Origin of the sequence: Nocardioides sp. T2.26MG-1 (assembly GCF_950101795.1) — a bacterium.
Lineage (GTDB): Bacteria > Actinomycetota > Actinomycetes > Propionibacteriales > Nocardioidaceae > Nocardioides.
This window is the reverse complement of sequence record NZ_CATNLZ010000012.1, coordinates 249,838-270,034: the sequence shown is the minus strand read 5'-3', so window position 1 is coordinate 270,034 and position 20,197 is coordinate 249,838. Positions and strand designations below refer to the sequence as shown.

The 20,197-nt window shown below is 70.7% G+C and carries 17 protein-coding genes and 1 riboswitch; all 17 genes read left to right on the top strand.

What is annotated here, in order from left to right; translation table 11 throughout:
- Nucleotides 1-79 precede the first annotated feature (79 nt).
- The 17 genes from QQZ14_RS11065 (at nucleotide 80) to QQZ14_RS10985 (ending at nucleotide 19,792) form a co-directional block, all read left to right on the top strand.
- Nucleotides 80-601 carry a hypothetical protein gene (locus tag QQZ14_RS11065; RefSeq protein WP_284534329.1) on the top strand — a complete coding sequence of 174 codons (522 nt, stop codon included), beginning with the start codon at nucleotides 80-82 and terminating at the stop codon, nucleotides 599-601.
- Between the two features lie 224 nt (nucleotides 602-825).
- On the top strand, nucleotides 826-1,437 hold the full coding sequence (locus tag QQZ14_RS11060) for a hypothetical protein (RefSeq protein WP_284534328.1): 612 nt from the start codon (nucleotides 826-828) through the stop codon (nucleotides 1,435-1,437).
- A gap of 44 nt (nucleotides 1,438-1,481) precedes the next feature.
- Nucleotides 1,482-2,174: a response regulator transcription factor gene (locus tag QQZ14_RS11055; protein WP_284534327.1), complete on the top strand. Its 693-nt coding sequence runs from the start codon at nucleotides 1,482-1,484 to the stop codon at nucleotides 2,172-2,174.
- Nucleotides 2,167-3,378: a hypothetical protein gene (locus QQZ14_RS11050; RefSeq protein WP_284534326.1), complete on the top strand. Its 1,212-nt coding sequence runs from the start codon at nucleotides 2,167-2,169 to the stop codon at nucleotides 3,376-3,378. The genes QQZ14_RS11055 and QQZ14_RS11050 overlap by 8 nt, the downstream gene beginning before the upstream one ends.
- 26 nt (nucleotides 3,379-3,404) lie before the next feature.
- The gene (locus QQZ14_RS11045) at nucleotides 3,405-4,199 is read left to right on the top strand and encodes an HAD-IIA family hydrolase (protein WP_446740487.1); all 795 of its coding nucleotides are present in this window, start codon (nucleotides 3,405-3,407) and stop codon (nucleotides 4,197-4,199) included.
- Between the two features lie 84 nt (nucleotides 4,200-4,283).
- The gene (locus QQZ14_RS11040; protein ID WP_284534323.1) at nucleotides 4,284-7,019 is read left to right on the top strand and encodes a hypothetical protein; all 2,736 of its coding nucleotides are present in this window, start codon (nucleotides 4,284-4,286) and stop codon (nucleotides 7,017-7,019) included.
- Nucleotides 7,006-7,842, top strand: a complete 837-nt coding sequence (locus QQZ14_RS11035; protein ID WP_284534322.1) for an ABC transporter ATP-binding protein — start codon at nucleotides 7,006-7,008, stop codon at nucleotides 7,840-7,842. Before QQZ14_RS11040 ends, QQZ14_RS11035 begins: the two co-directional genes overlap by 14 nt.
- A complete protein-coding gene (locus QQZ14_RS11030; protein WP_284534321.1) occupies nucleotides 7,839-8,480 on the top strand; it encodes an ABC transporter ATP-binding protein in 642 nt (213 codons plus the stop codon). Before QQZ14_RS11035 ends, QQZ14_RS11030 begins: the two co-directional genes overlap by 4 nt.
- Nucleotides 8,481-8,619: 139 nt before the next feature.
- A riboswitch (cyclic di-AMP (ydaO/yuaA leader) is annotated at nucleotides 8,620-8,791 on the top strand.
- 10 nt (nucleotides 8,792-8,801) lie between these two features.
- Nucleotides 8,802-9,323 (top strand): C40 family peptidase, encoded by a 522-nt coding sequence (locus QQZ14_RS11025; protein WP_284534320.1) that lies wholly within the window; start codon nucleotides 8,802-8,804, stop codon nucleotides 9,321-9,323.
- Nucleotides 9,324-9,471: 148 nt separating this feature from the next.
- Complete coding sequence (locus tag QQZ14_RS11020; RefSeq protein WP_284534319.1) at nucleotides 9,472-11,028, top strand: methylmalonyl-CoA carboxytransferase subunit 5S; 1,557 nt, start codon at nucleotides 9,472-9,474, stop codon at nucleotides 11,026-11,028.
- A gap of 10 nt (nucleotides 11,029-11,038) precedes the next feature.
- Nucleotides 11,039-12,607 (top strand): acyl-CoA carboxylase subunit beta, encoded by a 1,569-nt coding sequence (locus tag QQZ14_RS11015; RefSeq protein ID WP_284534318.1) that lies wholly within the window; start codon nucleotides 11,039-11,041, stop codon nucleotides 12,605-12,607.
- Complete coding sequence (locus QQZ14_RS11010) at nucleotides 12,604-12,867, top strand: hypothetical protein (protein ID WP_284534317.1); 264 nt, start codon at nucleotides 12,604-12,606, stop codon at nucleotides 12,865-12,867. The genes QQZ14_RS11015 and QQZ14_RS11010 overlap by 4 nt, the downstream gene beginning before the upstream one ends.
- 28 nt (nucleotides 12,868-12,895) lie before the next feature.
- Complete coding sequence (locus QQZ14_RS11005; RefSeq protein ID WP_284534316.1) at nucleotides 12,896-13,264, top strand: biotin/lipoyl-containing protein; 369 nt, start codon at nucleotides 12,896-12,898, stop codon at nucleotides 13,262-13,264.
- Nucleotides 13,265-13,644: 380 nt separating this feature from the next.
- On the top strand, nucleotides 13,645-14,964 hold the full coding sequence (locus QQZ14_RS11000) for a CpaF family protein (RefSeq protein WP_284534315.1): 1,320 nt from the start codon (nucleotides 13,645-13,647) through the stop codon (nucleotides 14,962-14,964).
- Nucleotides 14,964-15,818 carry a type II secretion system F family protein gene (locus QQZ14_RS10995; protein WP_284534314.1) on the top strand — a complete coding sequence of 285 codons (855 nt, stop codon included), beginning with the start codon at nucleotides 14,964-14,966 and terminating at the stop codon, nucleotides 15,816-15,818. Before QQZ14_RS11000 ends, QQZ14_RS10995 begins: the two co-directional genes overlap by 1 nt.
- Nucleotides 15,815-16,744: a type II secretion system F family protein gene (locus QQZ14_RS10990; protein ID WP_284534313.1), complete on the top strand. Its 930-nt coding sequence runs from the start codon at nucleotides 15,815-15,817 to the stop codon at nucleotides 16,742-16,744. The genes QQZ14_RS10995 and QQZ14_RS10990 overlap by 4 nt, the downstream gene beginning before the upstream one ends.
- 381 nt (nucleotides 16,745-17,125) lie before the next feature.
- Nucleotides 17,126-19,792 (top strand): tetratricopeptide repeat protein, encoded by a 2,667-nt coding sequence (locus tag QQZ14_RS10985; RefSeq protein ID WP_284534312.1) that lies wholly within the window; start codon nucleotides 17,126-17,128, stop codon nucleotides 19,790-19,792.
- The last annotated feature ends 405 nt before the right edge of the window (nucleotides 19,793-20,197 follow it).

The window sequence follows — 20,197 nt, the reverse complement described above, 5'->3', positions numbered from 1 at the left end:
TCCGTGGGGATCACGTGCACCGGGCGTGGAGCGCGCCTGCCTACCTTGAGGGTGAAGCACTGGAGCACCAGGGGATGACATGACCACGACGACAGTCGCCACCACGGCCAGGAAGCTCATGCTCCCTGTCGGCAGTGTCGTCGGCGCCGGCTTGCTGGCCATGTTGATGGGGGTCCCGTGGACGAGCGCCAGCGCAGGAGCCTCCGGGATCCGGCTGCTGGCCGACGACCACCAGGGCGCGACGCTGACCATCAGTGAGATCGAGCCCGGTGAGTCCGTGTCCCGCAGCGTGACCATCCGCAACGCGGGTGGGACGCCGTCGAGGCTCTCCTTCCAGGAGAGCGGAGACCCCGCGCCGTTCGCGGACGGGAGGCTGCACCTGGTCATCGACCAGGACGGCCGCACGCTGTACGACGGCGACTTCGCCGCCATGAGCGACCTCGCGCAGGACGTCGGCACGGTCGAGCCCGCCGGGTCCAGCACGTTCACGTTCACGGTGTCGCTGCCCGACGACGCCCCGTTCGCCAACCAGGGCGAGCCGGCGTCGGCGTCGTACACGTGGGTGAACTCCGCACCTGGCTCGTCAGGATCCTTCGGCTGAGGAGGCCATACCGGCACTGATCGACCCGTCGGGGACGACATCCGGCACCGCGCGCCTGGGGGGAGCGCGGTGTCGGCGTCCGACCCTCATCTGGACGACTCGTCCGGCGCGCCTGGGGGGAGCGCCGACCGATCGCCCGTCACGGAAGTGCGTCTGTCCGGCGCTGTTGGGGGGAGCGCCGGGCGGACGGCCTTTCCCGACCCGCTCTCGGAAAGCACTCGGCCATGGAGATCACGACCTCCCCGCACCGCCCGGCGTCGACGCCGTGGGGGCGCCTTGTCTTGCTCGTGGTCATCCTCGGACCGGTCTCGATCCTGGTGCTGCTGCCCATCGGGCTGGGCCTGGATCGCTACGTCATGTCCGGTGACTCCATGGACTCCGGTGCCGAGGGCGGCATCTCGCGGGGCTCGGTGGTCTTCGAGCGCGACGTTCCCGTGAGCGACCTGCGCCGCGGCGACGTCATCACCTACCGTCCGCCGGCCTCATCGGGCGTCGAGGGGCTGGTCACACACCGGATCGTCCGGATCGGACCGCAGGGCATCGTCACCCGCGGCGACGCCGAACCGGCCCGTGATCCGTGGATGCTCGACCCACCCGGCGCGACGCTGCCGCGGGTCGTCTACACGCTGCCGTGGGTCGGCTACCTCTACCTCGCGATCTTCCACCCGGTCACCCGGGTGCTGCTGGCCGGCGCCGTCGCGGTTCTCGTGCTGCTCGTCGGCGCCGAGATCCGGCGCCGACGGGAGGCCGCGGCGGCGCCGCGGGAGCAGCCCGACGGGCCGGAGGCCGCCTCGTGCGCGTCGACTGCGGGCCAGACGAAGGGGGACGAACGTTGAGTACCGTCCTCGGGGCGGGTGCCTCGGGCCCTATGCTCGCTCCCATGGCGCACCGAGTTCTAGTGGTGGAGGACGAGGAGGACATCGCGTTCCCCCTCGTCCGGACGCTGGAGCGCGAGGGTTACGACGTCTCGTGGGTGGACAGCGGCCAGAAGGCCCTCGACACCCTGGCGACCTCCCCGGAGGTCGTGATCCTCGATCTCGGCCTCCCGGACATCGACGGCCTCGAGGTGTGCCGCCGTGCCCGTGAGGCGGGGTTCGAGGGGGCGATCATGATCGTCACCGCCCGCGCGGGCGAGCTGGACCGGGTGGTGGGCCTCGACTACGGGGCCGACGACTATCTGGCCAAGCCGTTCGGGCTGGCTGAGCTGCAGGCGCGCGTGCGTGCCCTGCTGCGCCGTACCTCCTCCAGCTCGGCCGCGGCCGAGGATGCCAAGTCCGACGGGCTGCGCATCGACGTGGACGCCCGGCGGGTGTACGCCGGCGAGGAGGAGGTCCCGCTGACGGGCAAGGAGTTCGAGGTGCTGAACATCCTCGCCGCCAACCGGGACAAGGTGGTCTCCCGCGGCCGGCTGATGGCCGACGTGTGGGACGAGAACTGGTACGGCTCGACGAAGACGCTGGACGTCACCATCGGACGGCTGCGCCAGAAGCTCGAGAGCGTGGGCGTGACCGACCGAGTGGTGGCCGTTCGAGGCGTGGGGTTCCGCCTCGAGGGCGGCACCACCGATGCGTGAACGCCTGACCATCGCGTTCGTCGTCCTCACCATCGTGCTGCTCCTCGGCGCGGGGGTGATCCGCTCCTACGTGCTCCGCGACCTGATCCAGGAGCAGGAGGCCGCCCACCTGCGCCAGGAGCTCGAGCTGATCGGGGCGATCGTCGACGACCGGTCGGCGGCGGGCGGCGCGATCGACACCGAGTTCCTCTCCGGCCTGGTCAGCCCGGACAGCCGTCTGGAGTACGACCCGGACGGGGAGAAGCCACTGGTGGTCCGCGGCGCCGACTACGCCGGCCACGACGACCCCGACGAGGACCTGTCCACGACGATCGCGCTCGACGACGCCCAGGTCACCCTCAGCCAGTCCCCGCAGGTCATCCGCGACATCGTCGGCCGTGACACCGGCTCGATCGCCGCCCTGTTCGTCCTGATCGCGGTGGTCGCCGGCATCGCGGGCTTCCTGATCGCCTCGGCACTCTCCTCGCCCTTCCAGCGGCTGGCCGTGGCCGCCGCGGCGCTCGGCCGCGGGCGCTTCGACCTCGAGCTGCCCCGCACCCGCATCCCGGAGGCGCGGGCCATCTCGACCGCGCTGCGTGCCAGCGCCAACCAGCTCGAGGACCGGGTGCACCGTGAGCGCGACTTCGCCGAGCACGCGTCGCACGTGCTGCGCACCCCGCTGACCGGCCTGCGTCTCGAGCTGGAGGACCTCACGCTGCGCGACGACGTGCCGGCCGACGTCCAGGCCTCGGCGGCGCGCAGCCTCGCCGCGGTCGAGGAGGTCGGGGCGGTCGCCGCCGAGCTCGTCGACATGACCCGGCGTGGCAGCCTGGTCGCCGGCTCGGAGCTGCCGCTGGTCGACCTGGCGACCCAGCTCGCGCAGCGCTGGGCCGACCGGCTCGGGGTCCGCAACCGGTCGCTCACCGCCGCCGCCGAGGGCGACCTGTCGCTCACCTACACGCCCGGCCCGGTCGAGCACGTCACCGACCTGCTGCTCGCCGACGTCGTACGCCGCGGGGCCGGCGCGGTCCGCATCGTGTTCCACGGCGAGGAGGGCGGTCACCTGCGCATCCACGTCGAGTGCGAGGGCCGCGGCAAGGAGCCGGCCGGCACCGAGCCGGTGGACCGGATCGCGCAGGTGACCTCGGTGGTCGGCGCCCTGGGCGGGCGGGTGACCGGTGGCCACCCCGCCGACGGCATCGAGGTGCTGCTGCCCCGGCGGTGAACGTCGCGACGCCCCGGTCGGGGACAATGGCGCCCATGAGCACCCGCCCGATCGAGACCTGGCTGACCGACATGGACGGAGTGCTCGTCCACGAGGAGGTGCCGATCCCGGGCGCCCAGGAGTTCATCTCGGCGCTGCAGGCCTCCGGGCGGCGGTTCCTGGTGCTGACGAACAACTCGATCTTCACCCCGCGCGACCTGCGCGCGCGGCTGCTCGGCAGCGGCATCGACGTGCCCGAGGACGCGATCTGGACCTCGGCGCTGGCGACCGCGCAGTTCCTCGACGACCAGCGCCCGCACGGCACGGCGTACGTCGTCGGCGAGGCCGGCCTGACCACGGCGCTGCACGACATCGGCTACGTGATGACCGACCGCGACCCCGACTACGTGGTGCTGGGGGAGACCCGCACCTACTCCTTCGAGGCGATCACCCGGGCGATCCGGCTGGTCGACGGCGGCGCCCGCTTCATCGCCACCAACCCCGACGTCAGCGGCCCCAGCCAGCAGGGCATGCTGCCCGCGACCGGCTCGGTCGCCGCGCTGATCAGCACCGCGACCGGACGGCAGCCGTACTTCATCGGCAAGCCCAACCCGCTGATGATGCGCAGCGCGCTCAACCGGCTCGAGGCCCACTCCGAGACCACCGTGATGGTGGGCGACCGGATGGACACCGACATCATCAGCGGCCTCGAGGCCGGGCTGCGCACGATCCTGGTGACCACCGGCTCCACCCGCCCCGAGCAGGTCGCGACCTTCCCCTACCGCCCGACCCGGGTGGTCGACTCCGTCGCCGACCTGTTGGAGCTCGTCGAACCACGTTGACCCGCCCGAAACTTTCGGGCGGGTCAACGTGGTCGAGGGCGAAATGCGGAGGTGGAAGCGCTCCCATGCCCCTACTCTGGCCGGGTGAACCGGCCCGCCGCCCATCCGCTGTGGTGGGCAGCACCGACCCGGCTGGCGCGGACCCCGGGCTGGCTGCTGCTGGTGGTGGTGGCGACGACGCTGCTGGTCGCCTCGGTGGCGGCTCCGCCGCTGTTCGTTGCCACCGCCCGCACCAGCGCCCTCGACACCGGCCTGCGCGCGGCCGCCGGCAGCCCGTTCGGCCCGGGCTCCGCCGATCTCCGGGTGGTGTGGGACGCATTCCTGCCGCCTCGGGACCTGCAGACGGTGCTCGACCGGCTCGACGCGCTGCCGGCGTACGGCGAGCCCGATCTCGGCGCGAGCGGATTCGGCCAGAGCCGGATGCGGCGCGCGTACGCCGTCGCCGGCGACCGGCGCAGCCCGGCCTCGATGTTCTTCCACGAGGGCGCGATCGAACGGCTCGGCGGCGACCCCGACGCCGAGGGCGTCTGGCTGAGTGAGACCACGGCCGCCGAGCTCGGCGTCGAGCCGGGCGACCGGGTCTCGCTCGCGATGATCGACACGTTCTTCGACGGCCGGCCGACGCTGGCCCGCACCACGCTGCTCGGCACCTACCCCACGCCCCCGGGGTCGGTGCTGCCGACCGTGCTCGCCGACCTGCCCGCCTCCGACCGGTGGCTGGTGCCGTTCCAGCCCGACAGCCCCGGCGTCGGCGCACCGCTCGCGATCGTCAGCCTGCCGACCCTGCAGAAGATGTCGATGAGGATCTTCGAGACCGTCGTCTTCACCGCCGACCTGGTCCTCGACCACGACCTGACCCCGGCGCAGGCGACGGCCGCCGCTCGCGGGGTGGAGGCGGTCGGCCGGGAGTCGGTCGACCTGGCGACCGACCTGGGCTCCGCGCTGCGGAGCGGCGAGCCGGATCCGGCCCGGCTCGACATCGCGACCGGGCTCCCGGGCATCGTGGCCGGCGCGGAGACCACCGCCGACACCGCGCGGGTGCAGGTGCGCCCGTACGCCGTGGGCGGGCAGCTGCTCGCCGCGCTGCTCCTGGCCGCGGCCTGGGTGCTCCTCGGCCTGAGTCGCCGCCGCGAGCAGCTGCTCTCCTCGGGGCTGGGCCTGCGGCCCTGGGAGCTGGCGCTGCTGGGCGCCCTGGAGGTGGTCCCGGTGTGCCTGGTCGCGGTGCCCGCCGGGCTCGGCCTCGGTGTCGCCGGGGTGCTGACGGCGGGACCGCCGAGCGGCGTCGGCGTCGACGTCGGCGGGGCCGACCTGGTGGGCGCCGCGGCCGCGTCGGCGGTCGGGCTGGTGCTCGTCGCGGCGGTCGCGGGCGCCACCGGCCTCGCCGCCGACCGCCAGGCCCGACTGTCCCGGCTGGGTGGACGCCGGATCACGGTCCCGTGGGGCTCGGCCGTGCTGGTCGCGACCGTCGTCCTCGGCATCGCCGTCCTCACGCTCGAGCCCCAGGAACGGAGTCGCACCCCGCTCGCGATCGTGCTGCCCCTGCTGGTCGCGACCACGGTCGCGATCCTGGTGACCCGGGCCGCCGCCCTCCTGGCCGGCCGGTGGCGGTTGCGCTCGCGGGCGGGCAGCGCGCGCTGGCTGGCGGCCCGGCGCAGCGGCACCGTGCTGCGCGAGGTGAGCGCGCTCGCGGCCGTCGTCGCCGTCGCGCTCGGGATGTTCGCCTACACCCTCGCGGTGCAGCGCGGCATCGACGACGGCGTGGCCGACAAGACCGCGGCGCTCGCCGGGGCCAGCTCCTCGATGGAGGTCGCCGAGGACTTCCGGGGGCAGGGCCGGCGGGTGGCCGTCACCGCGCCGGCGCCCGGCACCTCGGTCGTGTGGCGTCATGGCGTCGTGGTCCCGCCGAGGTTCGGCGACCAGCCGCTGCTGGCGATCGACCCCGAGACGTTCGCCGACGTCGCCGACTGGGGCGCGTCGGGGGAGCTCGACGCCGGGCGCGCCCTGGTGCCGCGGCTCGCCGAGGAGGCCGAGGGCGTGCCGGTGATCATCGCGGGGGAGACCGAGCTCGAGCCCGGCGACCAGGCGGCGCTCGACTTCAACTCCGAGGGCGTGCAGGTGCCGATCCAGGTGGTCGGCGTGGTCGACGCCTTCCCGGGGTCGGAGAGCCAGCCGAACGACTACACCGTGGTGATCAGCTCCCGGCGGATCTTCCCGCTCGTCCCCCAGACCATCGACCCCCGCCGCAAGGGCGCGACGAGTGGCGAGGCCGGTGCCTTCACCTCCTGGGTGTGGTCCGACGGGTCCTCCGCGGAGCTGCGGGACACCCTGCGGGCCGCGCACGTCGCCGGGGACGGCGAGCTGGTCACCGCCGACGGCCGGCGTGTCGCGAACGGGCTCGTCGCCTCGACGTGGGCGGCGGCGTACGTCGCGGCGCTCGGCGGCGTCGTGCTCGTCCTCGGCTTCGCCGCAGCCCTGGTGCTCGCGCTGCGGCTGGCCGACCGCGACGCGGTCTCCGACGTGCTGCTGCGGCGCGTCGGGTTCTCGAACGGCGAGCTGGCCCGGTCGCGGGCCTGGGAGATCGGGCGCGCCGTCGGGGTGGCGCTGGTCGCGGCCGGGCTGAGCGTCGCGGTGCTGGTGGCCGCCCCCACGATGATCGACGCGACCACGAGCATCGCGCCGCTGGCGCGACCCCGGCCCGGGGTCCGCGACGCGGTCACGCTGGCCGCCGTGCTCGTCGCGATCGTCCTGGTCGCCTGGCTGGTCGGCGCCCGGCGCGCCGCCCGTCGGCGTACGGCGGAGGTGCTCCGTGCCGGCGGCTGAGCCCACGAGCGTCGCGGCCGTGGCCTGCGAGGACCTGGTCAAGGTGTTCCGCTCTGCGACCGGGGAGACCCACGCGCTGCGCGGCCTCGGCCTCGAGCTGCACCCCGGTGCGCTCACCGTGGTCGCCGGACCGTCGGGGAGCGGCAAGAGCAGCCTGCTGACGCTCCTGGGCGCCCGCGACCGCCCGAGCGCGGGCCGGCTCGAGGTGCTCGGGCGTGACGTCGGCGAGGCGTCCACCCGCGAGCTGCGCGGGCTGCGGCGCCGCGGCATCGGCTTCGTGCCCCAGCGCTCCGCGCTCGGGATCTTCCCGCACCTGCGGGCCGTCGACCAGCTGCGCCAGGTCGCGGCCTGGCGCGGCGGCGAGACCGCGGACCCGCACGACACCCTCGCCGCCGTCGGGCTCGCCGACCGGGCCGAGCACCTGCCGAACGCGCTGTCCGGCGGCGAGCAGCAGCGGCTGGCGGTCTCGCTGGCCCTCGTCGGGGCGCCGGCCCTGGTGGTGGCGGACGAGCCCACCGCCGAGCTCGACCACGCCAACGCCGACCTCGTGATGGACGCGCTGCTCGCCGCCGCGGCGGCCGGGTCGGCCGTGGTGATCAGCAGCCACGACGACCGGGTCACCCACCGCGCCGACCGGCTGCTGCACCTGCGCCACGGCGTGCTCTCGAGCGAGACCGCGGGCACCAACGCGGCGGCCGCGGTCATCGACTCCACCGGCCGGCTGCAGCTCCCGCCGGCGGTCCTCGAGCTGTTCCCCTCGCGCCGGGTGGTCGTCGAGACCGTGGGCGACGAGGTCCGGCTGCGGCGCCCGGAGGAGAGATGACGAGCGTGCTGGAGGTGCTCTCGGTCAGCCACGGCTACGGCGCCGGCACCGGACGCGTGGAGGTCCTGCACGACGTGTCGCTCGTGGTCGCGCCGGGGGAGCTCGTGGCGCTCGCCGGCCCGTCCGGCTCCGGCAAGTCCACGCTCTGCCACCTCGCCGCCGGGCTCGAGACCCCCGAGCGCGGCGTGGTCACCGTCGCCGGGCGCCCCGCCGCCGAGGTCGCCGACTGGGCGGTGGTCGCGGTCGTGCCCCAGCAGCACGGCCTCCTGGCCGGGCTCACGGTCGAGGACAACGTCTGCCTGCCGGCGTACCGCGCCGGCACCGACCCCGGCCCGGCGTTCGCCGCGCTCGCCGAGGCGCTCGACCTCTCGTCGTTCACCCGGCGCGGGATGCTGGAGACCTCGCTCGGCGAGCAGCAGCGCACCGCCGTGGCCCGCGCGCTCGTCCTGGGCCCGCGGCTCGCGGTGCTCGACGAGCCGACGGGGCACCAGGACGACGACCACGTCGAGCAGGTGGTCGCCGCGCTCGCGGCCGCCGCGCGAGGCGGTACGGCGGTGCTCGTCGCCACCCACGACCGGCGCGTGTGGGAGGTCGCCGACCGGGTCGTCCGGCTCGACGAGGGCCGCGTCGCGGTGTGACCTTCGTCCAACCGGGCGCCGGATCCACGCGGGGAGCGTGACCCGCGCCACGCGTCCGGGCCGTCGTCGAGTCGTGATCGGGCGGGTCGTCTGGCTAGCCTCCTCGACCGTTTGCACCATGCACAACCGGTCGCGGGTACGCCGAGTCCTGCCCGTCCGTGACCGGTCGACAACATCCGGGGCAGGAGTGGGGGACCCACCTTCGCGGTCCCGTCCCAGAACCAGGGACCGCTCGGGGTGAAGCCACCAGCCGGTGGCCGGGCACCTTCCACGCCCGAACCCGACAGCTCACCTCACAGGCGTGGGAAGGACACCACACCTATGTACCGCCACACGACACTCATCCTGCGCGCCCTCGCCAGCGGCGCGCTCGCCATCGGGCTGCTCACCACGGCGCCGGTCGGCCTCGACCGGGCCCACGGCGCCACCGCCCAGGAGACCCAGCAGCGTGCCGCCCGGAGGGCCACCCTCCAGAAGGTCGGCGAGGCGGTCCGCATCGCGGTCCGCCAGAAGGGCGACCCGTACGCCGCCGGAGCCGCCGGGCCCAACCGGTTCGACTGCTCCGGGCTCACCTTCTACAGCTACCGCAAGGCGGGGTTCAAGCACCTGCCGCGGACGTCCTCGGCCCAGGCGCACTTCGCGAAGCGGATCAAGCGCAGCGCCATGCGCCGCGGCGACCTGATCTTCTTCACCAACGGCGGCGGGGTCTACCACGTCGGGGTGTACGCCGGCCTGATCCACGGGCACCGCTGGGTGCTGCACTCGCCGTACTCCGGCACCCGGGTGCGCACCGAGCGGCTGTGGACCGACCACTGGTTCGCCGGCACGCTGCGGTTCCGCTGACCCGCCGCTGACCGACCTCCTGCGCGACGACTGACCGGACGTCCCGGGACTCCGTTCCCGGGACGTCCCGGGACGGACGAGCAACGACCCGGGGACGAGGGACCAAGGACCCGGGGCACCGCTCCCACGGTTCTGCGACAGTGAAGCCATGACCAACGGCGACACCGAGACAGGGGGCGTCGGCGCCACCGCCGCGGCCTCGGCACGACGAGAGATCGGGGTCACCGAGCTGATCCTGCGCGACGCCCATCAGAGCCTGATGGCGACCCGCATGGCGCTCGAGGACATGGTCGACGCGTGCGCGGACATCGACGCGGCGGGCTACTGGTCCGTCGAGTGCTGGGGCGGGGCGACGTACGACGCCTGCATCCGCTTCCTCAACGAGGACCCGTGGGAGCGGCTGCGCACCTTCCGCCGGCTGATGCCCAACAGCAGGCTGCAGATGCTGCTGCGCGGCCAGAACCTCCTCGGCTACCGCCACTACGAGGACACGGTCGTCAACAAGTTCGTCGAGAAGTCCGCCGAGAACGGCATGGACGTCTACCGGACCTTCGACGCCCTCAACGACGTGCGCAACGTGCGCGAGGCCATCAAGGCCGTCCGCCGCGTGGGCAAGCACGCCCAGGGCACGATCTGCTACACCGAGAGCCCGCTGCACACCGTGCAGGGCTACGTCGACATGGCCAACGAGCTGATGGAGCTGGGCTGCGACTCGCTCTGCCTCAAGGACATGGCGGCGCTGTTGCGGCCCCAGCCGGCCTTCGACATCGTCGGGGCGATCAAGGAGTCGCTCGGCCAGGACGTGCGCGTCCACGTGCACTGCCACGCGACCACCGGCGTGACGCTGGTCAGCCTGATGAAGGCGATCGAGGCCGGCGCCGACGTGGTCGACACCGCGATCTCCTCGGTCTCGATGGGCCCGGGCCACAACCCGACCGAGTCGCTGGTCGAGATGCTGCACGGCACGCCGTACGAGACCAGCCTCGACGACGAGCGGCTGCTCAAGATCAAGGACCACTTCGCGGTGATCCGCCCGAAGTACACCGAGTTCATGTCGGCGATCACCGGCGTGGAGACCGAGATCTTCAAGAGCCAGATCCCCGGCGGCATGATCTCGAACATGGAGTCGCAGCTGCGCCAGCAGGGCGCGGGCGACCGCCTCAAGGAGGTCCTCGAGGAGGTGCCGCGGGTCCGCAAGGCCGCCGGCTACCCGCCGCTGGTGACGCCGTCGAGCCAGATCGTCGGCACCCAGGCCGTGTTCAACGTGCTGATGGGCCCCTACAAGGTCCTCACCGCCGAGTTCGCCGACCTGATGCTCGGCTACTACGGCGAGGCCATCGGCCCCCGTGACCCCGAGATCATCGAGGCCGCCCGGGAGCAGACCAAGAAGGACGTGATCACGGTGCGGCCGGCCGACCTGCTCGAGCCCGAGTGGCAGAAGCTCTGCGACGAGGCCAACGCCCTCGAGGGCGCCGACGGCACCGACGAGGACGTGCTGACCTACGCGATGTTCCCGGGCGTCGCGCCGAAGTTCTTCCTCGAGCGGCCCGAGGGCCCGAAGAACGTCGGCAAGGACCCCGCGGAGCAGGCGGCCGAGAAGCTCGCCGCCGCGGCCTCCCCCGGCACCGGGCCGGTCAAGGGACCCATCCACTACGCCGTCTCGATGAACGGCCACAAACACGACGTGACCGTCGAGCGAGCCTGAAGGGATTGCGGTGAGCAAGCACAAGCACCACCACGCCACCATCGACGATCGGATCGACGAGCTCAACGAGCGCCGCGCGAAGGTCAAGCTGGGCGGCGGTGAGTCCCGGCTGCAGAAGCAGCACGACGCGGGCAAGCTGACCGCCCGCGAGCGGATCGACGCGCTGCTCGACGCCGGGACGTTCCAGGAGACGGGCATGTTCGCCCGGCATCAGTCGACGTACTTCGGTCTCGACAAGGTCGACTACCCCGCGGACGGCGTCGTCACCGGCGAGGGCGCCGTGCTCGGCCGCCCGATCCACGTGGCCAGCCAGGACTTCACGGTCGCCGGCGGCTCCGCGGGCGAGGTCCACAGCGACAAGGTCGTCGCGATGATGAAGGCCAGCCTGACGACCGGCACGCCGTTTGTGTTCATCAACGACTCCGGCGGGGCTCGGGTCCAGGAGGGCATCGGCTCGCTTGCCGGCTACGGCCGGGTGTTCTACCACAACGTGCTGCTGTCCGGCGTCGTCCCGCAGGTCGCGATCATCGCCGGCCCGTGTGCCGGCGGCGCGGCGTACTCCCCGGCGCTGACCGACTTCATCATCCAGACCCGCAAGGCTCACATGTTCATCACCGGGCCGAACGTGATCGCCCAGGTCACCGGTGAGCAGGTGACCTCCGACGCGCTCGGCGGGGCTGACGCCCACATGGCGCGCTCCGGCGTGGTGCACTTCGTGGCCGACGACGACGAGCAGGCGATCCTGATCGCCAAGAAGCTGCTCAGCTTCCTGCCGCAGAACAACACCGAGGACCCGCCGATCGTCGACCCCGACGACACGATCGAGCGCGACAACGACCTGCCGAAGATCGTGCCGGTCTCGGACAAGAAGGGCTACGACGTCCGCGAGGTCATCTCGCACATCGTCGACCGCTCCGACTTCCTCGAGGTGCAGGCCGGCTACGCGCAGAACATCGTGATCGGCTTCGGCCGGATCACCGGCCGGACCGTCGGCATCGTCGCGAACCAGCCGAGCGTCATGTCGGGCGTGCTCGACATCAACGCCTCCGACAAGGGCTCCTGGTTCGTGCGGTTCTGCAACGCGTTCAACATCCCGCTGGTGACGCTGGTCGACGTGCCGGGCTTCCTGCCGGGCGTCGCCCAGGAGCACGGCGGCATCATCCGCCACGGCGCGAAGCTGCTCTACGCCTACTCCGCGGCCACGGTCCCGAAGCTCACGGTCGTGCTGCGCAAGGCCTACGGCGGCGCGTACGTCGCGATGTGCTCCAAGGACCTGGGCGCCGACAAGGTGTTCGCCTGGCCGACCGCCGAGATCGCGGTGATGGGCGCCGAGGGTGCCGCCGAGATCGTCTTCCGGCGCGAGATCGCCGAGGCCGACGACCCCGAGGCCAAGCGCGCTGAGCTGGTCGAGGAGTACCGCTCGACGTTCTCCACGCCGTACGTCGCCGCCGGCCGTGGCCTGGTCGACGACATCATCGACCCGTGCTGCACGCGGGCCGAGTTGTCGCGGGCGCTGGAGATGCTGGCCAGCAAGCGGGACGTGCGGCCGGCCAAGAAGCACGGGCTGGGCCCGACGTGAGCACCGAGCAGGAGCTGCTCGCGGCGGTCCGCGAGCTCACCGAGCGGGTGGCGGCCCTCGAGGCCGAGGTCGCCGCCGTACGCGCGCGGCAAGAGCAGGACATCCCCGAGGAGGTCGTGATCGCGATCTCCGCCGCGGTGGCGTCGTTCCTGGGCCATCGCGCCAAGGTCAAGCAGGTGCACTACCGGACCGGTCAGGCGTGGGCTCAGCAGGGCCGCGTGGCCGTCCAGGGTCACCGGATCATCCACGGTGCCCGGTGAAGTGCCAGGTGAAGGTGAAGGTGAGGACATGCAGCTCAAGGTGACCGTGAACGGCCAGGTCTACGAGGTCGAGGTCGAGGTCGAGGAGGAGCAGCCGCCCACGCTCGGCATCTTCATGGCCGGTGGCAACTTCGCGCCGCCCGTGGCGGCCAGCAACGGCGCGCCCGCCGGTGGCGCGTCGGACGGCGAGGGTGTGCGCGCCCCGCTCGCCGGCACCGTCGCCCGGATCCTGGTCGAGGAGGGCGAGGCCATCGAGGCCGGCGCCGTCCTGGTGGTGCTCGAGGCAATGAAGATGGAGACCGAGATCACCGCGCCTGCCGCCGGCACCGTCGGCCAGGTCTTGGTGAAGCCCGGAGAGGCCGTCACCGGCGGCCAACTGCTCGTCGAGCTGTCCTGAGGGGTTCGGCTCGGTCGAAAGCGGAGGACCCCCGGCTTGCCCGGGGGTCCTCCCGCTTGTCCGGGGGTCCTCCCGCTTGTCCGAGGCTGCCTTCGGGACGTCATACGGCTGGAGCAACCGCTTGCTCCGTCCGTATGACGTCCTCCGGCCAGCCGCCGCGTGACCTGTTGTCGTTTGGTCACCAACGGCATCTTCTGGGCGCTATCTCCTGCGGTTGGTGACCAAACGACAGAGGTCGAGGTGGGCCGGCTCCGGTGCCGGCACGAACGGTCGGAACCACCCGCCGCCCGGCTCGTTGTCCACAGGCATCGACCGACGCGGGTTTGGCGTGGCCGTTCCGCTGGAAGACTGCCGCTCAAGGAACCATCTCGGGGGACTTGATGTCACTGACGCACCCATCGACCCACCCGTCGACCAACATCTCGACCACACCTGCCGGGCACCCCGCGCCACGGCGTACGGCGAACGCGCACGAGGAGCTCGTCGAGCAGCTCGACCAGCACGTGCGCGAGGTGGTGCGCCGCGAGGCGGTGGACCCGCAGCGTGAGGCCGACCTGGTCCGCCGGATCGCCGAGAGCGTGGTCCGCGACCACGACAACCGCAGCCTGACCGGCGCGGTCGCGCCCGTGCCCGACGTCGACTCGATGGTGGGCGAGCTCGTCGCCCGGGTCTCCGGGTTCGGGCCGCTCCAGCCGTTCCTCGACGACCCCGCGGTCGAGGAGGTGTGGATCAACGACCCGAGCCGGGTCTTCGTCGCCCGCCACGGCCGGCACGAGCTGACCACGCTGGTGCTCACCTCCGCGCAGGTGCAGGAGCTGGTCGAGCGGATGCTCAAGAGCAGCGGGCGGCGCATCGACATCAGCCAGCCGTTCGTGGACGCGATGCTCCCCGAGGGGCACCGGCTGCACGTGGTGCTCGAGGGCATCAGCCGCGGCTTCTCAGCCGTCAACATCCGCAAGTTCGTGCTGCGCGCCGCGCGCCTCCACGACCTCGTCGAGCTCGGCAGCCTGACGCCGGGCGCCGCGGCGTTCCTCGAGGCGTCGGTGCGGGCCGGGCTCAACGTGCTGGTGGCGGGCGGCACCCAGGCCGGCAAGACCACGATGCTCAACTGCCTCGCCGCCGCGATCCCGGGTGGAGACCGCGTGGTGTCCGCCGAGGAGGTCTTCGAGCTGCGGTTCCCGCACCCCGACTGGGTGCCCCTGCAGACCCGGCAGTCCGGGCTCGAGGGCACCGGCGAGATCCGGCTGCGCGACCTGGTCAAGGAGAGCCTCCGGATGCGGCCCAGCCGCATCATCGTGGGGGAGGTCCGCGCCGAGGAGTGCCTCGACCTGCTGCTCGCGCTGAACGCCGGGCTGCCCGGCATGTGCACGATCCACGCCAACAGCGCCCGCGAGGCGCTGGTGAAGATGTGCACGTTGCCGCTGCTGGCTGGTGAGAACATCTCGGCCCGGTTCGTGGTGCCCACGGTCGCGGCCAGCGTGGACCTGGTGGTGCACCTGGGCATCGACCAGCACGGCGTACGCCGCGTCAACGAGATCGTCGGGGTCCCCGGCCGGGTCGAGAACGACATCATCGAGACCGAGCCGCTCTTCGAGCGTCGCGGCGGCGAGCTTCGCCGCACCGGCGGGATGCCGCCGCACGCGGAGCGCTACGAGCGGATCGGGATCGACGTCCTCGGGCTGCTGAGCGAGGAGTCCTGATGGGCGCGCTGGTCGGGCTCGGGGTCGGCGTCGGGCTGATGCTGGTGTGGACCGCGTTCGCCCTGCCGCGCAGCCCACGGTCCGAGCCGGCCGGCCGCGGACGGATCCACGAGCTGCTGGCGCGGGCCGGGCTCGGGTCGGTCTCGGTGACCGGGTTCGTGGTCCTGTGCATCGTCAGCGGCGTGCTCACCACCGTGGTGCTCCAGGCCGTCTCGGGCACCCCGCCGGTGGCACTGGCCTTCGGGCTGATGGGCGCCTGGATGCCGGTGGCGGTGGTCTCGGGACGCGCCCGCCGGCGCCAGCGCGAGCTCGCCGAGGTCTGGCCCGAGGCCGTCGACAACCTCACCTCCGCCGTGCGAGCCGGCATGTCGCTGCCCGACGCGCTGGCCGCGCTCGGCACTCGCGGGCCCGAGCCGCTGCGCCACGCGTTCGACCAGTTCGCGCTGGACTACCAGGTGACCGGCCGCTTCGGTGAGTCCCTCGACCGGCTCAAGGAGCGGCTCGCCGACCCGGTGGGCGACCGCGTCGTCGAGGGGCTCCGGATCGCCCGCGAGGTCGGCGGGGGCGAGCTCGGCCGGCTGTTGCGCAACCTCTCGTCGTACCTCCGAGACGACGCGCGCACCCGCTCCGAGCTGGAGGCCCGCCAGGCCTGGACTGTCAACGGGGCCAGGCTGGCCGTGGCGTCCCCGTGGCTGGTGCTGCTGTTCATGTCCTTCCAGTCCGACGTCATCCACCGGTATGCCTCACCCGGCGGCGTGGTCGTGCTCGCCGTCGGTGCCGGCGCCTGTGTCGTCGCCTACCGGCTGATGATGCGGATCGGCCGGCTCCCCACCGAACGCCGGATCCTCTCGTGACTCCCGCCGTCTGGGGTGGGTTCCTCGGCGCCGTCGCCGGCGGCGGTGTGCTGCTGGTCGCCGCCCGGGTGCGGGCTGTCCGCCGGCCGCAGCTGGCGGTCCGGGTGCTGCCCTATGTCCGCGACCTGCCGCAGGTCGGTCGCTCACCCGAGCTGCGGGTCGTGTCGACCTCGCCGACCTCCGCGGCGGCGGGCGTGTTCGGCCCGTTGTTGCGCTCGGCCGCCGACGCGGTCGAACGCGTGCTGGGTGGGGCGACCTCCGTCCAGCGACGCCTGCAGCGGGCCGGGCTCGACAAGACCGTGCACGAGTTCCGCGTCGAGCAGGTCCTGTGGGGCGTGGTCGGCTTCGCGCTCGCCGCGGCCTGGGGTGTGCTGCGGATGCTCACCGCGCCCGGCTCCGCGGCGACGTCAGTGCTGCTCTGCGTGATCGCGTTCGTCGTCGGCGTCCTCGCCCGCGACACCCACCTCACCAGCCAGGTCCGCAGCCGAGAGCGGCGGATCCTCGCGGAGTTCCCGACGGTCGCCGAGCTGCTCGCGCTCGCGGTCGCGGCCGGAGAGGGCCCGGTCGCGGCACTGGACCGCGTCGTACGCCGCAGCGGCGGCGAGCTGTCCGCCGACCTCGGCCGGGTGCTGGCCGAGATCCGCACCGGCGAGCCGGTGGCGGGAGCGTTCGACGCGATGGCGGCGGCGACCGGACTGCCACTGCTCGCGCGCTTCGCCCAGGGCGTGGCGGTCGCGGTCGAGCGCGGCACGCCGCTCGCCGACGTGCTGCACGCGCAGGCCGCCGACGTCCGCGAGGCCGGCCGGCGCGAGCTGATCGAGACGGCCGCCCGCAAGGAGGTCTTCATGATGGTGCCGGTCGTGTTCCTGGTCCTGCCCATCACCGTGCTGTTCACCTTGTTACCTTTCGAGGCACGAAGGCGCTAGTTGGGTCGGCGTCGGCTGGCCGAAGATCTTGCGGCATCGCACCAACGGCCCGTAATGGCCTTTTCTAGCGAGGTTCTCCCCGAAGTGGACTCGAGGTCCCTCGCGACCTGCAAGGCGCTCAGATGGGCCATTCCGTGCGCCTGAGGGCTATCTCAGCCTTGGAACGACCCGTCTCGTCCGTAATCGCATGGGTTCAGGTCCGTTCGGCTCTTGATCATGGGACGGGAGGGCGTGGGGGTATGACCCCCTCGACCCCGGTTGACCTCACCGGGGGGTCATAGCAGCCCCAAAGTTGCCACGGTTTCCAAGTCATCGCCGTGAGATGTTGCTTGACTGGGTGAAACGCCTAGCAAGCGAACCTGCCAGCAGGAAGGTCGACCTGTGTTGCGGAGCGGCTTCAAGCGTGCTGACATCGCAAGATCGGGGGCGTCCACGTCCATAGCGGTCGGCATCGCGGTCGTCATAGGCGTCGTGGTGGTCACACGCTGGAAGGATGCTCCTGCTTGGCTGATCGTGGTGGCGCTGGTTGCTAGCCCTGCGGTCCCATTCGTCGTGCAGGCTTTCATGGATGCCGCGGCAGCACGCGCCACGGGCCGGTCGGCGATGCGTGAACTCGCGCCGCACAGTTTAGATCGAAAGCTCCCATACGCTCGCGATTTCACGCTGGCGGAAGCATCAGTCCATCCGTCAATTAAAGACGTTCGGTATGTCCAGCGTGACGTACACGATGAGGCGCTCGCCCGGCTTCGCAAGAATAAGCGGTTGCTGATCGTCGGACCGGCGATGGCGGGGAAGACTCGATTGGGACTGGAGTTGGCAAGGACGGGCCTTCCAAAGTATCGGGTGTGGAAGCCACCTAATGCAGAGGCACTATTCAGAGCCGTATCTGCCGGTATCGCCATTCAGAAGACTGTCATCTGGCTCGACGACCTAGAGAATTTCAGCCGGATTGGGTCAGTGTCGTACCTCGACGGCATCGTTTCGGACAACTTCTGTATCGCGACGATCCGGAGTGCTGAACTTGACCGCCTGACTGCTTCGGATGAGGGCAAGCCTGACGGCTTCGACCTTGTTCCTTGGTTCGGTGATCCCATTTGGATCGGAAGGTGGTCTGTCGACGAACTGGAACGAGCGACCGAGCAATTAACGGAATCGGAGACGGATCGTGCAAAGGAGTATGGACTTGGCGCCATGCTTGGCGGTGGACCTCTCTTGGAGAGAAGGCTCCGTGTTGCCCAATCCGATCGGCCACTGGAGTACCAGATTGTCCGCTTGACCGCGGATTGGCAATCTCTGGGAATGCGATCCGGTCCGCCGCGACCCCTACTTGCGCAAGCACTCTCCCTCTATCTGAAGAGTACGCCGACCGAGCCGGAAATTGACGAAGCAATGGCCTGGCTAACGAAGAAGATCAGTCGTACGGTGGCGCTGGTCGAGGAAGTTAGCGACGAATCGGGAACCGTCCTATTGGCGAATGAGTATGTTGAGGAGCTGCTTGGGGAGTGGGATGAATTGAGGCAAGTTCCTGAAGTTTGGGACGTTGCCTTCGAGATAGCTGATAGCGAAGAACTAGCTAGTCTTGGAACCGCGGCGATCCTCGACGGCTCCGATACTGCGGAGGACCGAGCGCGACGTGCATGGCAAGCATCGTCTCACCCCCTCGCCAAGTCCGGCCTAGCCAGTCTCCTCTGGTCAGAGGGAAGACTCGACGAGGCCGAGGCTCTGCTTCGACCGCTCGCAGAATCGGAACCTATAGCCGCCCACCACCTGGCAATTACTCTTGAGAAGAAGGCCGGCGGAACAGATTCATACAGCGAAGAGGCAGAACGCCTGTACCGGCAAGCTGCTGAACACAACCTCCCGGCCGCAGCGTTCAATGCCGCAAGGTCGACGCTCCGTTCTGGCCGACCGAACGTGGAGGCTGACGTTGAGCGCTACTTCAGACAAGCCATGCGGCTCGGCTATCCCGGCGCTGCAGGTGCCCTTGGGTCCTACTTGGTCGCCGTGGGTAGGCACGGCGAGGCATTGCCCCTCCTTGAGCAAGCCGCGGATTCGGGTGACGTAGATGCGCGCATGGACTTGGCGCAGTGGCATCTCAACTTCGGTGAAGTGGACGAGGCCGTCGAGGTCTTGGGCGACGCAAGCCTAGGTGGAATTCCGCGCGCGATTTCCCTATCAGCACTTGCTCTAGCGGTGCGTGGGGATCAAGCGTCCGTTGCGGAAGCGATCGAGCAAGTGCGTGCGCTATTGGATGATCCTGAGGCGGAATGGGAGGGCGAAGACAGCCGCGACCGTGTCGTCGAGCGCTTGGTGCAGCTTCACCTAATGGGCGACGATCTCGCCTCGGCCCTAGGAATTCTGACGGACCATCCTGATCTCCCGTATGCGAATTACTGGGTGGGGACGTACTTGGTCGAACACGAGAATGCGGATGGGGGACGGAAGTTCCTAGAATTAGCATTTGACCTTGGGGTGAAACGTGCCGCTAATCAACTCGGCGCTCTCGCGATGCTGGTTGATCGCGATGAAGTGCAAGCCGAGGCTTGGTTATGGAATGGTGCGCTTTCGGACGACCTGGGATCGATGTCGAGTCTGGCAAACTTAATATGGAATCGTGACGATGAATCGCTTTATCGCGAGGCGGAGTACTGGTGGGAACAGGCTCTTGCAAGAGCAAAGATCGAACATGATGCCGATGTTTCCGGGGCTTCTATGGCGAATCTCGCGGTCGTCGCTGAGGCCCTTGGCGACCCAGACAAGGCGATGTTCATGCATCTCGCGGCGGCGAAGGCTGGACGAGTAACGGCGATGAACAACCTAGCGGATATGCTAATGGAGACCGGAACCGTTCGCGGAAAGATCGAAGCGCGGCGTTGGCGTCGGCACGCGCGAAAGGCTCTGCGCACCCAGCCCAGTGCTGGGCATGTAATAAGTGCATCAAATTCGGCTGTTATCGTTATGCACGATGATCGCATTGAGATATTGCAGACTCATCAGTCGCCTGAAGGGCCAACGATAACCACGTTTGGGATAAATGTGGATCCCTAGGCGCTAGGCGTATACACGAAGCCGCGGGTCTATTGCACGGCCAGCGGCCGTTAAGTCATATCGGCGGAGATGTGAGGACAAGCCGGGAGTGGCCGCGTCAGCGGCCTGTGACCAGCCACGGCGGAGAGGTCAGGACCAAGCCGGGAGTGGCCGCGTCAGCGGCCTGTGACCAGCCACGGCGGAGAGGTCAGGACCAAGCCGGGAGTGGCCGCGTCAGCGGCCTGTGACCAGCCACGGCGGAGAGGTCAGGACCAAGCCGGGAGTGGCCGCGTCAGCGGCCTGTGACCAGCAACGGCGGAGAGGTCAGGACCAAGCCGGGAGTGGCCGCGTCAGCGGCCTGTGACCAGCAACGGCGGAGATCCAGTGATCCAGTTACACGGTCTTCCTGTATCCCGTAAAGCAGTC